At 58.7% G+C, this 13,710-nt stretch carries 12 protein-coding genes, 1 tRNA gene and 1 pseudogene; 10 read left to right on the forward strand and 4 right to left on the reverse strand.

The features are described 5' to 3' along the window. Window positions 1-28 precede the first annotated feature (28 nt). Complete coding sequence (gene leuD, locus O146_RS0104585; RefSeq protein WP_021352331.1) at window positions 29-619, forward strand: 3-isopropylmalate dehydratase small subunit; 591 nt, start codon at window positions 29-31, stop codon at window positions 617-619. On the opposite strand, the gene O146_RS0104590 is transcribed toward leuD, so the two are convergent. Further along, window positions 616-1,611, reverse strand: a complete 996-nt coding sequence (locus O146_RS0104590) for an NUDIX hydrolase (RefSeq protein WP_027017788.1) — start codon at window positions 1,609-1,611, stop codon at window positions 616-618. The genes leuD and O146_RS0104590 overlap by 4 nt on opposite strands. A 90-nt stretch (window positions 1,612-1,701) precedes the next feature. Between O146_RS0104590 and O146_RS0104595 the strand changes: the two genes are divergently transcribed. Beyond that, complete coding sequence (locus tag O146_RS0104595) at window positions 1,702-2,694, forward strand: NAD(P)H-dependent glycerol-3-phosphate dehydrogenase (protein ID WP_024272661.1); 993 nt, start codon at window positions 1,702-1,704, stop codon at window positions 2,692-2,694. 48 nt (window positions 2,695-2,742) lie between these two features. Further along, window positions 2,743-3,804 carry a D-alanine--D-alanine ligase family protein gene (locus O146_RS0104600; protein WP_035000590.1) on the forward strand — a complete coding sequence of 354 codons (1,062 nt, stop codon included), beginning with the start codon at window positions 2,743-2,745 and terminating at the stop codon, window positions 3,802-3,804. A 77-nt stretch (window positions 3,805-3,881) separates the two neighbouring features. Here O146_RS0104600 and O146_RS0104605 read toward each other — a convergent pair whose 3' ends face one another. Continuing rightward, window positions 3,882-5,048: a DUF3515 domain-containing protein gene (locus tag O146_RS0104605; RefSeq protein WP_051619253.1), complete on the reverse strand. Its 1,167-nt coding sequence runs from the start codon at window positions 5,046-5,048 to the stop codon at window positions 3,882-3,884. Between the two features lie 41 nt (window positions 5,049-5,089). On the opposite strand from O146_RS0104605, the gene O146_RS0104610 reads away from it, so the two are divergent. From O146_RS0104610 to coaD, 6 genes are all read left to right on the forward strand, one after another. Beyond that, the gene (locus O146_RS0104610) at window positions 5,090-6,112 is read left to right on the forward strand and encodes a thiamine-phosphate kinase (RefSeq protein ID WP_027017791.1); all 1,023 of its coding nucleotides are present in this window, start codon (window positions 5,090-5,092) and stop codon (window positions 6,110-6,112) included. Further along, entirely contained in the window at window positions 6,109-6,855 is a 747-nt protein-coding gene (locus tag O146_RS0104615; RefSeq protein ID WP_244266805.1) for a uracil-DNA glycosylase, read from the forward strand. The genes O146_RS0104610 and O146_RS0104615 overlap by 4 nt, the downstream gene beginning before the upstream one ends. 19 nt (window positions 6,856-6,874) lie before the next feature. Further along, window positions 6,875-8,596 (forward strand): DAK2 domain-containing protein, encoded by a 1,722-nt coding sequence (locus O146_RS12160; protein ID WP_051619254.1) that lies wholly within the window; start codon window positions 6,875-6,877, stop codon window positions 8,594-8,596. A 1-nt stretch (window position 8,597) separates the two neighbouring features. Continuing rightward, window positions 8,598-10,838: an ATP-dependent DNA helicase RecG gene (locus tag O146_RS0104625; protein ID WP_051619255.1), complete on the forward strand. Its 2,241-nt coding sequence runs from the start codon at window positions 8,598-8,600 to the stop codon at window positions 10,836-10,838. 47 nt (window positions 10,839-10,885) lie between these two features. After that, on the forward strand, window positions 10,886-11,467 hold the full coding sequence (gene rsmD, locus O146_RS0104630; protein ID WP_023019582.1) for a 16S rRNA (guanine(966)-N(2))-methyltransferase RsmD: 582 nt from the start codon (window positions 10,886-10,888) through the stop codon (window positions 11,465-11,467). A 98-nt stretch (window positions 11,468-11,565) separates the two neighbouring features. Then, entirely contained in the window at window positions 11,566-12,063 is a 498-nt protein-coding gene (gene coaD, locus O146_RS0104635) for a pantetheine-phosphate adenylyltransferase (protein WP_023019581.1), read from the forward strand. On the opposite strand, the gene O146_RS0104640 is transcribed toward coaD, so the two are convergent. After that, complete coding sequence (locus O146_RS0104640; protein WP_023019580.1) at window positions 12,060-12,890, reverse strand: DUF368 domain-containing protein; 831 nt, start codon at window positions 12,888-12,890, stop codon at window positions 12,060-12,062. The genes coaD and O146_RS0104640 overlap by 4 nt on opposite strands. A gap of 155 nt (window positions 12,891-13,045) precedes the next feature. Between O146_RS0104640 and O146_RS0104645 the strand changes: the two genes are divergently transcribed. Continuing rightward, window positions 13,046-13,122, forward strand: a tRNA-Leu gene (locus O146_RS0104645). Window positions 13,123-13,292: 170 nt separating this feature from the next. On the opposite strand, the pseudogene O146_RS0104650 reads toward O146_RS0104645, so the two are convergent. Then, window positions 13,293-13,649, reverse strand: a pseudogene (locus O146_RS0104650) (IS1249 family transposase); the annotation flags it as partial. Window positions 13,650-13,710 lie beyond the last annotated feature (61 nt).

The raw sequence follows: 13,710 nt of genomic DNA on the forward strand, positions 1-13,710 counted from the left end.
CTAGCTAGGACAAAGAGGAGCACAACCCATGGAAAAGTTCACCACACACACCGGCGTTGGTGTGCCACTGCCGTATTCCAACGTTGATACCGATCAGATCATTCCTGCGGTCTACCTCAAGCGCGTCTCACGCACGGGGTTTGAGGACGGTCTGTTTGCCAACTGGCGTAAAAACGATGACTTCGTGCTCAACCGCGAAGAGTTCCGTAATGGATCCGTGCTGTTCGTGGGCCCGGATTTCGGCACCGGTTCCTCTCGGGAACACGCAGTCTGGGCGCTGGGTGATTACGGCTTCCGCGCGGTGTTTTCGCCCCGGTTCGCCGATATTTTCCGCGGTAACGCCGGTAAGGCCGGCCTGTTGGCGGGCATTATGGAACAGTCCGATATCGAGCTGATCTGGAAGCAGCTGGAAGCAGAACCAGGCACTGAGGCGACGGTCGACTTGGAATCGCGTTCCGTGAAGGTCGGCGGGAATGTCTACCCATTTGAAATCGACGATTACACGGCCTGGCGCCTGCGTGAAGGCCTGGATGATATCGGGTTGACATTAAAAAATGACGACGCGATTAGTGATTTCGAATCGCGCCGTCCAAGCTTCAAGCCACAGGTTCGTAGCTAGCGTACTGGCAGTGGCGAGGCCAGATAGTCGGCACCGACGAGCTTGCCTTCGCGCAGCGCGAGCACCCAGGTGCCGGCTTTTTTAAATTCCCGCGGTTCGATGTCAAAGTCGGCCTCAGCCGCTAAAGTCTCGATGATTTCCGGCATCATCCCGCCTTGTGAGACGATGACCGGAACCCCACCGCCGGTAGCAATTTCTCGGAATCGCGCGGTGGCCGCTGGGAGATCATCCAATCCGGCATCCCCCACAATCTGTTCAGTGGTCACTGGCAGGCTTAGTGCGTCGGACAATGGGGCAATGGTGGATTGGCAGCGCGCAGGTTCTGCGGAATACAGTGCGGTCGGCTTGTACGCACTCAGCATGGGCACCAGAAATTCTGCTTGCCGACGCCCTTTTTTATGCAGCGGGCGCAAGTTGTCGTCACCGCTCCAGGTTTTGCGGTCATGTGCTTTGGCGTGGCGCACATACAGTACGCGCGTGTCGACGGCGTCGTCATGCCGGATGGCTGCTTGTTCCAAGACCCGCCGGTCGGTGTCGTAGGTGAGTTTCTCGTGTGCCTCGTTTACGCTGAGCCAGCGCAGTTTGTTGACTTCCTCATTTTTCTGGAATTTTCCGCCGGTGATATTCGCGTTCCAGTAAAAAACCACCTTGGTGCGTCCTTGCACGGGGTAGTTGACCGATCCCAGTAGTGAGCCGAGCTGGACTTGGTAACCGGTTTCCTCGGCGATTTCGCGCACGCAGCAGCTGGCCAGTGATTCGCCAGGGTCAACTTTGCCTTTGGCCAGTGACCAATCGTCGTATCGCGGGCGGTGAATCACCGCGACCTCTGCAGTACCGTTGTCACCGCGGCGCCACAGCACAGCACCAGCTGCCAGCGTTGGTTTACGATATTCGGCACCTGGATTTTTCCCGATTTGGTGATAACGGGCGGAGAGGTTAAATCCGCTTTGGTTATCTTTGTCGGCTTCGCTCATCTGGGATTTTTTCACCATGCTGTCTATTTTCCCCAAAACCACCGCATTTTGCATAACCAGCGTGCGCCCAAACGGTAGGCTGGTGGGGATGTATTTCAAGGAGGCGCAATGAGGGTCGCGGTCATGGGAGCTGGTTCGTGGGGTACCACGCTGGCAAAAGTTTTCGCCGATGCCGGAAACCACGTCTGCTTGTGGGCGCGGCGGCAAGAACTCGCGGAAACCATCAGCAACACCCGGGAAAACCCGGATTATTTGCCGGGCATTACGCTTCCCGACGCCCTGGAAGTCACCACTGATATCGCGGCCGCATTGGGCGGTGCGGAAATCGTGGTGTGTGGCGTGCCTTCGCAAACTCTCCGCGATAATGTCAGCGCCTGGGCGCCACTGATTCCCAACGATGCCACGGTACTGTCGATTTCGAAGGGCATTGAGCGCGGCACGTTGAAGCGCATGACGGAAGTCATCGTGGAAGCCGGCATTGAAGAAGACCGCGTCGCTGTTCTATCGGGGCCCAACCTGGCACGCGAGGTTGCTTTGGAACAGCCCGCGGCCACAGTCATTGCTTGCGTGGATGAAAACCGCGCGAAGCTGGTGCAGGCCGCGGTGGCGAATCACTATATCCGCCCGTATACCAATACCGACGTCATCGGCTGTGAGCTCGGTGGGGCCTGTAAAAACGTTATCGCGCTGGCTTGTGGCATGGCCACCGGGTTGAGTCTGGGGGAAAATACCCAAGCCACGCTGATCACCCGCGGCCTGGCGGAGATCACTCGTTTGGGTAACGCCCTGGGCGCCGACGAGCGCACCTTCGCGGGCCTGGCCGGTTTGGGTGATCTGGTGGCTACGTGTAACTCGGAGCTGTCTCGCAATCGCACCTTCGGTAAGCGTCTAGGCTTAGGAGATAGCTTGGCGCAGGCGAAAGCCGCAACGAAAGGCCAGGTAGCGGAAGGCGTGATCTCGTCGAATTCGATCTTTCAGCTTGCCCAGGACCATAACGTCGATATGCCGCTGACCCAGGCGGTGTATTCCGTGTGCCATGAAGATCTCGCGGTGGCCGACATGATGGTTTCGCTGATGGGACGGTCGAAGAAGTCCGAGTAGCCCGGATAAGCCGCAGAAACGCTACTGGCCGGTGGTAGCATGACGCGCATGACAAACAAGACGCGCGTGGCAGTATTTTATGGTGGCCGGAGCACCGAGCATTCGGTTTCTTGCGTATCCGCTTCGGCGGTCATGGCTCACTTGGACCGGGACCATTATGAGGTCATTCCTGTCGGCATCACTAAAGACGGTGTGTTCACGGTAGGCGAGCAGGGCTTAAAAATTGTCGATGGCCAGTTGCCGGAAGTTACGCTGCGCGACGAGCTTGCATTATCGCTGAACCCGCAGCGTCGGGTGCTGCACAATCTCACCACCGGTAAAGTTCACGCAGAGTTCGATGTGGTTTTTCCTGTCCTACATGGCCCGTTCGGCGAGGACGGCACCATCCAGGGCATGCTGGAATTAGCCGATATTCCGTATGTGGGCACCGGTGTGTTGTCTTCGGCGGCGAGCATGGACAAGGAGTACACGAAAAAGCTGCTGGTTGCTGAGCAGTTGCCGGTCACCCCGGAGGCAGTCGTTGGGGCAGGCGAAGTGCTTGCCGACGACGACAAGCAGCGCTTGGGCCTGCCGGTGTTTGTGAAACCGGCCCGCGGTGGCTCCTCGATTGGGGTTTCCAAGGTCACTGATTGGAAAGATTTCCCGGCGGCTCTGGACGCCGCGCGCGATGCGGATGTGGCGGGCAAAGCGATCGTGGAAACCGAGATCGTTGGTGACGAGGTTGAGGTCGGCGTTTTGCAGTATCCGGATGGCAGCATCGTGGCTTCCGTGCCAGCGAAGCTGAACAATATTGCTGCCAGTGAAGAGGGCTTTTACGGTTTTGAAACTAAGTATCTTGCCGACGTTGTCACCCCGACCATTCCGGCCCCGTATGACGATGAGGTTACCGGCCAGCTGCAGGACATGGCGCAGGCCGCATTCCGGGCACTTGATTGCCAGGGACTGGCTCGGGTGGATTTCTTCGTTACCGCATCCGGCCCGGTGATCAACGAGATCAACACCATGCCAGGTTTTACGCCGATTTCGATGTACCCGCAGGTATTCCAGGCCAGCGGTGTTGCCTACCCGGAGTTGCTGGATACCATGATCCAAACCGCGCTGGCGCGCTAGCGACCCAAACCGCGCTGGCGCGCTAGCGACCCAAACCGCGCTGGCGCGCTAGCAGCCAGCTAGGCAAGCCCGGCGCGCTAACCGGCATTGGGGGCGGCCGCAGTGTGTTGTTTCAGCAGCTCCGTGATGCGTGAGAGTGATTCTTGCGCAGCCGCCTGCGGCGTCGATACTGCTACCGCAACTTCCCGGCCCAACGGGTACCAGGTGGAGGCAGTAGTGCCGTCGGCAAGCACGGTGTCTTCAAACCACGGCACTTCGTTGATTTGTTGCAAACGCTCACCCAGGGGAACGTCGGGGTCCGCGATGCCGCAGCGCAGCACGATCGGCTCGTAGCCCGGGTGCGTCCAGGCGATGGTGTCTTTGGCGGTGTCGTCGTACAGTTCGTAGCCTTCCGCTGGGGTGAAACCATCTTTGGCGGCGCTGATCAGTGACTGGCAGGCAGCGAAGTCGTCGGAGCTGCCGGAGGCGAGTTCAGACAACGGGGCCGGGTGCGGTTGGTGCTTGCGAAGTTCTAAGGACTCTGTGGCTCCAGTCAATTGCGCGATGGCTTTGTGGGCCTCGCGGGTGGTAGCGGCAGCGCTATCCGGCGCCGTAGCATTTCCGCCAGCGCCATCGTCTGCACCGTCGTCACCGGCAGTGCCATTACCCGCGCGGTCAACGGTGACCGCGACCGTCGGAAAGCGGTTGGTGGAATACCAGGTGGTTAGCGTTGAACCTGGGGTTTGGTCTTGTACCTCGAGCCATTCGGTTGCTGTATTACCGTCACTTGGGCTGCCGCTAGAGTTCTCACTAGAGCTAGCGCCGTCGGCTTCAACCACCTGCGTGTGTGAATATTCGCTGTATTGGAACGGAGTGTCCACGCCACACCGCAGGCTTACTTGGTCGCGGTAGTTTCCGCCAGCACCAGAGCTTCCGGCGGCCCAGGCGGCCACACCGGCGGGGGCGGGCTCGGCGATTTCTGCGCGTGGGAGGTCAGCGACTTCGTCGGGAAGCGAGTCGATAAGCTGTTGGCATTCGGCAGAATCTGCGTGTTCGGCGGGCAAATCCGATAGTGTCACCGTCGGGGCACCACCGCCAATGATGCGCGCGCCCGCTAGTACCACCGCGACCAGGCCTAGTGATAAGCCCAGCGAGGTGTAAATGGGGGCGCGGCCGATGCCTTCCACCGGGTCGGTAGCTGCCAGCTCGTTGTCTGGTGAAGCGCCATCTGCGCTATCTGCATTGTTGGTGGGATCTGCAGTCATAATCGAAAGTCTAACGAACAGCATCGAATGAAAGGCTATGAGTGAGCGATAAGCCGACCCAGCCAGCCCAGACAGTCGAGCCGACCCAGTCAACTCGCCGTACCCTCGGCGAAGTCAGTGAGCGCGAGGTCATCCAGGCTATTACCGATGCTGCGCCGTCAGTGATTAACGGCGACGATGCCGCGGTGCTATTTCCGGGCCAACCCAACTCGCGCACGGTAGTCGCCACCGACACCTTGGTGGAAGGCCGACATTTCCGTCTGGATTGGTCCAGCCCGGAAGAGGTAGGGCAGAAAGCCATCCTGCAAAATTTCGCCGATATTGAGGCCATGGGTGCGCGCCCGACTGCGGCGTTGTTGTCACTGTCTGCCCCGCCGGAGACACCGCTGGAGGTCGTGCGCGGTATTGCTGCAGGCATTGGCACCCGGGCCCGCCGGTACACCGCTGAGTTGGTTGGCGGTGATGTCACCAAGTCGAACCAGCTCATCGTCACGATTACCGCTGTGGGTTCGTTGGGCGGTTCCCGTAGCCCGCTGACTCTGGACCGGGCGCGCGCCGGGCAGCAGCTGGTTGCCCATGGCCGTCTGGGGTGGTCGGCGGCTGGGCTGGCGTTGCTGGAGCGGTTTGGCCGGGCGGATATTCCCCGGGAGCTCACCTCGCTTGTTGACGCCCACTGCGCTCCGTGGCTCAGCCCCAACCGTGGGATGATCGCCCGTGCCGCAGGGGCTTCGGCGATGACGGATAACTCGGATGGGTTGCTGCGCGAACTGCAGTTGTTGTGTCAACGTTCTGGGGTAGGCATCGATCTGGATTCTGCTGCGCTTGCCCCGGATGACTTGCTCGTCCACGCAGGTCAGGTGCTAGGCATGGACCCCTGGGATTGGGTACTCGGTGGGGGAGAAGATCACACTCTGCTTGCAACCACTGCCAAATCCGCGCCGTCCGGCTTCCGGCGCATCGGTGATATCACTGCAGGGACGAAATCCGCGCAGCACAATGTCTGTATGGATGCCACACCAATCCAACACAGCGCAGCCAACCAAGGATGGGAGTCTTTCCAATGACCGATACTGAGCTTGCAGCTAACCACGACAGCACAGGTAACCAAGCAACCGCAAATAACCAAGCAGGCGCCGAACTTGCCCAGAAACTCTCCGCCTGGCCCGGCCTGCTCAATCGCGTCGACAAGTCCTGGTACCCAGCACTGTCCACTGTGAGCGACGAGATCATCGCGGCCATGAGCTATGCCAGCCAAGGAGACTACCTGCCAGCAGAAGACGACGTCTTCCGCGCGCTGTCCCTACCTCTGGAGAAGGTCCGCGTGCTCATCGTCGGCCAAGACCCCTACCCAACACCAGGTCACGCGATGGGACTGTCGTTTTCCACCCACCCGGCAGCCACCGGAGCCCCGCCACGCTCACTGGCGAATATCTACCAAGAACTCGCCGCCGATACCGGGCATGCTGTTACCGCCGACGGCGACCTACGCCCTTGGCACGAGCAAGGCGTGCTGCTACTCAACCGGGTGCTTACTGTCGCGCCGGGTCAAGCAGGCTCACACCGCAAACAAGGCTGGGAGGCAGTGACTGGAGCCATCCTGCGCGCCCTACCGGCAGAAAACTTGGTGGCCATTCTGTGGGGCAAACAAGCTCAGGAATGCGAGAAATTCCTCGACTGCCCCGCCATTACCAGCCCACACCCGTCACCACTTTCGGCACGCCGGGGCTTTTTCGGCTCCCGCCCGTTTAGCCGCGCCAACCAGTACCTGACAGACCAGGGTTGCCAGCCAATTGATTGGCAATTATAAGATTGTAAGCTAGAACATCATGTCTTTGCGCCCAGATACTCTTGCCGACGTCACCGCACCTGCCGCCCGCCTCGACGGGGCAGGTCTGCGTCGTTGGGCGCAGCGCGCAGCTACAGAGCTGCAGCGTCGGCGCAGCGAAATCAACGGGCTGAATGTGTACCCGGTACCGGATTCCGATACCGGCTCGAATATGTCGTTCACCATGGATTCGGCTCTGGCCCAAGCCGCCGAAACTCCAGATAACCACGTTGCTACTGCACTAGCCATGGGCGCTGCGCGCGGAGCACGCGGCAACTCCGGGGTGATCCTGTCGCAGGTACTACGCGGCATTGCCGATTCCTGCCCGGATAGCTGCCTGCAAACCCCACAGTTGCGCTTAGCGTTGCACAGCGCGGTGGAATTATCAGAAAAAGCCATCGCCGCGCCGGTAGAAGGCACCATCATCAGCGTGCTGCGTGCATGCGCGCATGCCACGGATCCCGCGGCAGCGACCGAAGCCGCAGAGACAGACCTACTCACCACCGCCCGCAGTGCCCTCCATGCCGGCGAACAAGCGCTCGCCGCCACTCCTTCGCAGCTGCCAGAACTCCGCGAGGCCGGCGTCGTCGATGCCGGGGGAGTAGGCCTGCTAGTGCTGCTGCAAACGCTGGTCGACGAACTGGAAGGCCGCACAGAACCACACGCCAGCGCACTGGCCACCGATACCTTCGTCTCGCACGCCGACCAGAACCGCAGCCACCACCTGGAGGTGATGTTCTTTTTCACCGGCGACGTCGACCAGCTCGAAGCCGGCATCACACCACTGGGCGACAGCCTGATCATTGCCCGCGTCAACGACACCGAGGCCACCGTGCACATTCACAGTCACCGCGCCGGGGCAGTGATTGAAGAAAGCCTGGAGCATGGCCGCCCGAGCGATATTCGCCTGGAGGTGTTGCCAGATGCCCAGGCCGATGCCCTGTCGGTAGCATCAGCAGATACCTTGTTGGCGGCATCAGCAGGCGACGACGGCGCTCACCGAGCAGATGGAACCGGAGCCACAGGTAATGCCATCGACAATGGCAATGACAGTGACAGTGACAATGACAATGACAATGGCACGGCTGCTCGCACTAAACCTCACGCTAAACCTCGCACTAAATCCCGCACTGAGCACCGGCAGTTAGTGGCCTTGGTGGACGATTCCAAAATCGCGGAATTATTCGCACAAGCCGGTGCGCAAGTGGCAGCGCCGCAGGAATTCGTAGAACAATACCGTGGTGTACTGGGCTCTGCTAAGGCAACTACCACCAACACTTCGCTCACGGGCGCAGCTACCGCAACCGCGCCCGCAAACCTGTCGCAATTGACTGTGCTCAGTAACGGCTACACCAACGCCCAGCAGCACCAGCAGTGGCGTTCCCAGGGCGCGGAGGTCATCGAGACCGCCTCACTGTGCGCAGGCATTGCCGCGATTTCGGTGTACGACAAAACCCTGCCCCCAGCCGAAGCCACCGAAACCATGTGTGAGGCTGCTAATGCCATGCGCACAGCAATAATCGAAAACCCAACCGAGTTCGGTGATCAGCTCGGCCCCGAAGTACTACGCGTGGCATCCAACCTGGTCGGCGATGACATCGAACAAATCACCGTACTCACTCCGTTTCCGGCCGCTATTGACGCCGAGGCACTGGCCAAGCTGGGCGTAGAAGTCATCGTATTTGCAACGGAAACAGGGCCAATTGAACTAGGGGTGGAATGACGTGCTGGGCTGGCGTGATGACCGGGACCTTGCCGACGTCGTCGGCGAGAAAGAAGCCAAGGCAATTGCCAAGGCCCTGGAGGTCCGCACGTGCGGCGAGTTAATCACGTATTTCCCCCGCGCTTTCTCGCGCCGGGATGACAGCATCACGGATGAGGATCTTAATTCTGCCGATCCGATTACTTTTATCTCGACGGTGGTGAAAGCAGACAAGATTGATACGGGTAAAAAACGCACCGAGATCACTCTCAGCAACGGTGTGACCTTGGTGTTTTTCCACCATCAGGTTTTTGGGGTGTGGAAAGATGCGACAATCATGGTCACTGGTAAGGTGCGGGTTTTTCAGAAGCATTTGAGCGTTACGCACCCGCAATGTTTGGTGTTTAGCAATTCTTCCACAGGCCCTGATGCTAAGCCGAAGAAAACTTTCAGTAGTGGGGCGATGAAAAAGCTGGAGCGCTATGAGGGGCTGACTACCTACCTTGCGGCCCAGCCTTTCATTCCGATTTACCGGCAAAAAGGTGGTCTGGAATCTGCGCGGATTTTAGGCGCGATTTATGAATCTTTGCGCACGATGCCGCTGTTGCCAGATCCTGCCAATGGCGGTATGACGCTGAATGAGGCTTTGTGGGATCTGCATTTTCCACCTTTTCTTGGCAATGGCCCGGCGGTGGAAACACTGAAGGACAAAGAAGCGCTCACCCTCGCGTTGGTGATGGCGCTGCGCCGGTTGGATGCGCAAAAAGCTAGTGCCAACCCCTTGCCGCCGGGGGACAAATATCGCCAGCTTGTCGACGGTTTGCCCTACCAGCTCACCGAAGACCAGGAATCGGCGTTATCTGAGATCAGCGGGGAAATGCAGCGCAATTTCCCGATGTCGCGCATGCTGCAGGGCGAGGTCGGCTCCGGCAAAACGGTGGTTGCTCTCGCTGCGATGTTGCAGGCGGCGGATAACGATAAGCAGGCCGCGTTGTTGGCTCCCACGGAGGTCTTGGCGACGCAGCACGCCCGCAGCATCACCGCTACTTTGCGCGCGGCCGGGGTAGAGGCAAACGTCGTGTTGCTGACTGGTTCCATGCCGGTGAAAGCCAAGCGCGAGGCGCTGTTGCAGATTGTTTCTGGCCAGGCGGATATTGTCATCGGCACGCATGCTTTGTTGGAAGATACGGTGGAGTTTTGCGAGCTCAGTTTGGTGATTGTTGACGAGCAGCACCGGTTTGGTGTGGAGCAACGCGATAAGCTGCGCGCGAAGACCTACCCGGTGGCGCACCTGTTGGTGATGACGGCGACGCCAATTCCGCGCACGATTGCGATGACGGTGTTTGGTGATCTGGCGGAATCGACGATCAAGCAGCTCCCGCGTGGGCGTCAGCCGATTAGTTCTTCGGTGGTGCAGCATGAGCATCAGGGGTGGACCGATCGCATGTGGCACCGGCTGGAAGAAGAACTCGCTGCCGGGCGCCAGGCGTATGTGGTCACCCCACGCATCGATGGTGCGGGTGGGGTGATTGAGCTCGCCCTGAAGCTGGGTGCGGAGATCCCGCCGGTGGCTATGCCGAATTCCACCCCGGAGGATCTGGCAGAAGAGGACCCGTTCGCCCGTTATGGCGAGGATGAGCGCCCACTACCGCAGGATGCGTTGTTTGCTGCTTTTGAGCCGCCGAAGCGCGAGGTGCTGGATGATGTGCCCACGGAGATTGCAGGCGCGCGCATTGGTGTGTTGTTCGGCCGGATGAGCGGGTCGGATAAAGAAGAGGTTATGCAGAAGTTTGCTGCTGGTGAGATCAACGTGTTGATTTCCACCACCGTCATTGAGGTGGGGGTGGATGTGCCGAATGCCACGATGATGATCGTGCGCGAATCGGAGCGTTTTGGTCTTTCGCAGTTGCACCAATTGCGTGGCCGTATTGGCCGTGGCACCCAGCCTTCGGTGTGTTTGTTCCACACTTTGGCTCCGGAGGGCCACCCGGCGAATGCGCGCTTGCAGCAGGTGGCAGGTACTAACGATGGTTTCGCCGTCGCCCAGATTGATCTTGCGCACCGCAGGGAAGGCAACGTTTTGGGTACTGAACAGTCTGGTGTGCATTCGCAGTTGAAGTTGCTGGATGTGCAGAATGATTCCGCGCTGATTGAGCAAGCGAAGGTGCAAGCCGCAAGCATCATCGAACACGATGTGGCGATGGCGCGCGCGATGGTTGCAGGCATTGACGATGATGGCTATGAGTATTTAGCTAAGACCTAGCTAGGCTAGCGCGGTTTGCCAGGTTTTCGCCGGTTACACTGGTGGGCATGACTCGGATTATTGCAGGCAGTGCCCGTGGCAGAAAGATTGCGGTGCCCGCAGAAGGTACTCGCCCGACTAGTGACCGCGCCCGGGAGGGGCTGTTTTCTGCGCTGAATGCGCGTTTGGAGTTTCCCGGCGCGCGGGTGTTGGATTTGTTTGCTGGTTCCGGCGCACTGGGCCTGGAGGCTGCCAGCAGGGGAGCAGACCGGGTGGTGCTTGTCGACGCCAGCCAGGAGGCCTGCGAAATCATCCATGGCAATGCTGCCGTGTTGGCTGATGTCGGCGCCCAGATTGATGTGGTTGCCGCACCCGCGCTGGATTATGTTGCACGCACTGGTGAGCGCTTTGATCTGGTGCTGGCGGATCCGCCGTATGCGGTAGGCAACGACGAGCTGGCAGAGCTGTTGGATCAGCTACCACGGGTGCTCAACCCAGATGCGATGGTGGTGATCGAGCGGGAAGTGCGCTCAGCGGAAGCTCCGTGGCCAGAAGGCTTTGTTCCGACCACGCAGAAATTGAAACGCCGCACCTACGGCAAAGCGCGGATGGATATGGCCAACTACCGTGGAACTGAGAACGACGGCTGATAATTATAAGCCTGCTACTAACACCCCGAAATTGAAATTTCAGACTGAAAATTCCGGGGCCTTGGCTTTCCGAATACCCAGCAACACAAGGAGAAGCAATGAGCGATAACACCCAGCAGAATAAACGCACCACGGCAGTGTGCCCGGGATCGTTTGATCCGGTGACCATGGGGCACGTGGATATCATCACCCGTGCTGCGCAGTCTTTTGATCACGTCACGGTGCTGGTGACAGCTAACCCGAATAAGAAGGGGTTGTTTAGCGTCGAAGAGCGTATGGAGTTGATCCGGCGTTCTGTTGATTGTGACAACGTCAGTGTCGATGCCTGGAGTGATCTATTGGTGAAATACACCGATGAGCACAACATTGATTGTTTGGTCAAAGGCCTGCGCAGCTCGTTGGATTATGAATACGAGCTGCCGATGGCGCAGATGAACAAGCGGCTATCTGGCATTGATACCTATTTCTTGCTCACCGATGAAAAATACGGTTATACCTCTTCGTCGTTGGTCAAAGAGGTCGTCCGCTTTGGCGGCGATGTTTCGGACCTGTTACCGGAGCCAGTTTCCAAAGCCATCGCCGAAAAGTTTGGTTAAACCTGTACCTTCTTCTTCGTTTGTGTGCGGTCGGCGATAACGAAGGCGGCGACAATGGCCGCGCCAAGCAGCATCATCAGGATGAGCGTCAGGAAGTTCGCGTCACCGTCGCCTTGCCAGGGCCAAATCGCGCGCAATGAGCCGACCATCAGGCCAGCCATGGCCACTAGGGTCAGGGTGCGGTGCTGGTCCAGCAAGTAGTTGATGACCTTCACGAAGGCCACCAGTCCGGTCAGTGCGCCAGCGGCGAAGACAGCCAGCACGGTGAGGTCGCGGTCGGAGACCGAGCCGATGACGAAGTTGTACAGGCCCAGGGTCAGCAAGATCAGCGAGCCGGATACACCCGGCAGCACCAGGGCGCAGACCGCAATAGCTGCGGCGAAGAAGACCGTGATCAGTGAAGGATCCCGGTTCGGTTCGGAGGTGAACCCGGTAACGAATGCGACGAGCCCGGCGGCGATCAGGAACGTGATGATGGCCGGGCCTTTCTTTTTGCTCAGGTCCTCGTCAATCATCATCAGTGGCACGATGATGGAGACCGCCACCATGCCGAAGAATAGGGCGCGGGCAACATCTGGGGTGCCTTCCACGAAGGAGCTCAGGATGCCGGATAGGCCGAATACGGCGGCGAACATGCCGACGCCGATGGTGAGCAGGAAGATCCATTCGACTTCGCGGAATTTTGCTTTCAGCAGCAGGTTGGCGTTGTGGAGGGCGCGTTCATAGATGCCCACGATCAACGCGACGGTTCCGCCGGATACGCCGGGAACCAGTTCTGCGGAACCGATTAGCGCACCGCGCAGAATGTTGAGGAGATGAGTAACCATGCGCGCTATTATATGCATCGTGTGGCGCCAGTAATGGCCCGACCGGGAAGTGTCGGTAATTGGTAGCTGTTGCCATTCGATAAAGGTCACGAAAATAGCTTATGAGCAGCTGATTAGTTAATTAAGGGGATGGTGTTATAGGCTATTTAGCGCACGCCCCAGTAGCCCAATTGGCAGAGGCAACGGATTCAAAACCCGTCCAGTGTGAGTTCGAGTCTCACCTGGGGCACCATCTTTAACCCGAGCTGCCAGGCAAAATGCCAGGTAGTTTGGGTATTTTTTGGTTTTCGGTTCAGTTTGGTTTGGTCTGATTTAGGCCGGTTCTGGGTCAAAGTGGGTCAAAACTGGGTCAAAAATGGGGCTCAACGACAAAAGTGTGTTTTACGGCGTGTCGCCAATTCCCTAGATCTGGCCTTTCCAGATACCGATTGAGTGCGTGTATTCAACATCGATACCCGGGTCGTATAGGGCTGGCTGACCAAGTAGCTGGTTGGTGTGGTTTTCTTTGTGGATCAAGGCATTGACTTTGGCGAGTTGGTCTTGGCCCCAGTTGCACTGCCTGGCGATCTCTAGCGGGTCGTCAGGCAGTTGTGTTTTGAGATAAAGCCACCAATCGATCATGCGGCGTTGGTGTTCTAGGGTTAGTCCTTGGTGGGTGTTGGCTAAGCGTTTGACCTCGGCGTTGATTCCGCCTTCTAGGGTGTTGGTGGTGGACTTGAGTCTTTCAGGTTGAAGCGTTGCTGGTGGTGGGGCGAGGTAGGACACTTCATACAGGACCGAAATGGCAATGGACAAAGCTTTAGATCAGGTTGATCAGGCT

Origin of the sequence: Corynebacterium pseudodiphtheriticum DSM 44287, assembly GCF_000688415.1 — a bacterium.
Classification (GTDB): Bacteria; Actinomycetota; Actinomycetes; order Mycobacteriales; family Mycobacteriaceae; genus Corynebacterium; species Corynebacterium pseudodiphtheriticum.

What these genes read in the sequence shown, in the direction of transcription:
- O146_RS0104615 (WP_244266805.1), top strand. Translation starts at nt 6,109, where the DNA reads ATGACCGATACTGAGCTTGCAGCTAACCACGACAGCACAGGTAACCAA.
- O146_RS0104605 (WP_051619253.1), bottom strand. Translation starts at nt 5,048, where the DNA reads ATGACTGCAGATCCCACCAACAATGCAGATAGCGCAGATGGCGCTTCA.
- leuD (WP_021352331.1), top strand. Translation starts at nt 29, where the DNA reads ATGGAAAAGTTCACCACACACACCGGCGTTGGTGTGCCACTGCCGTAT.
- coaD (WP_023019581.1), top strand. Translation starts at nt 11,566, where the DNA reads ATGAGCGATAACACCCAGCAGAATAAACGCACCACGGCAGTGTGCCCG.
- O146_RS0104640 (WP_023019580.1), bottom strand. Translation starts at nt 12,890, where the DNA reads ATGGTTACTCATCTCCTCAACATTCTGCGCGGTGCGCTAATCGGTTCC.
- O146_RS0104590 (WP_027017788.1), bottom strand. Translation starts at nt 1,611, where the DNA reads ATGGTGAAAAAATCCCAGATGAGCGAAGCCGACAAAGATAACCAAAGC.
- O146_RS0104600 (WP_035000590.1), top strand. Translation starts at nt 2,743, where the DNA reads ATGACAAACAAGACGCGCGTGGCAGTATTTTATGGTGGCCGGAGCACC.
- rsmD (WP_023019582.1), top strand. Translation starts at nt 10,886, where the DNA reads ATGACTCGGATTATTGCAGGCAGTGCCCGTGGCAGAAAGATTGCGGTG.
- O146_RS0104595 (WP_024272661.1), top strand. Translation starts at nt 1,702, where the DNA reads ATGAGGGTCGCGGTCATGGGAGCTGGTTCGTGGGGTACCACGCTGGCA.
- O146_RS12160 (WP_051619254.1), top strand. Translation starts at nt 6,875, where the DNA reads ATGTCTTTGCGCCCAGATACTCTTGCCGACGTCACCGCACCTGCCGCC.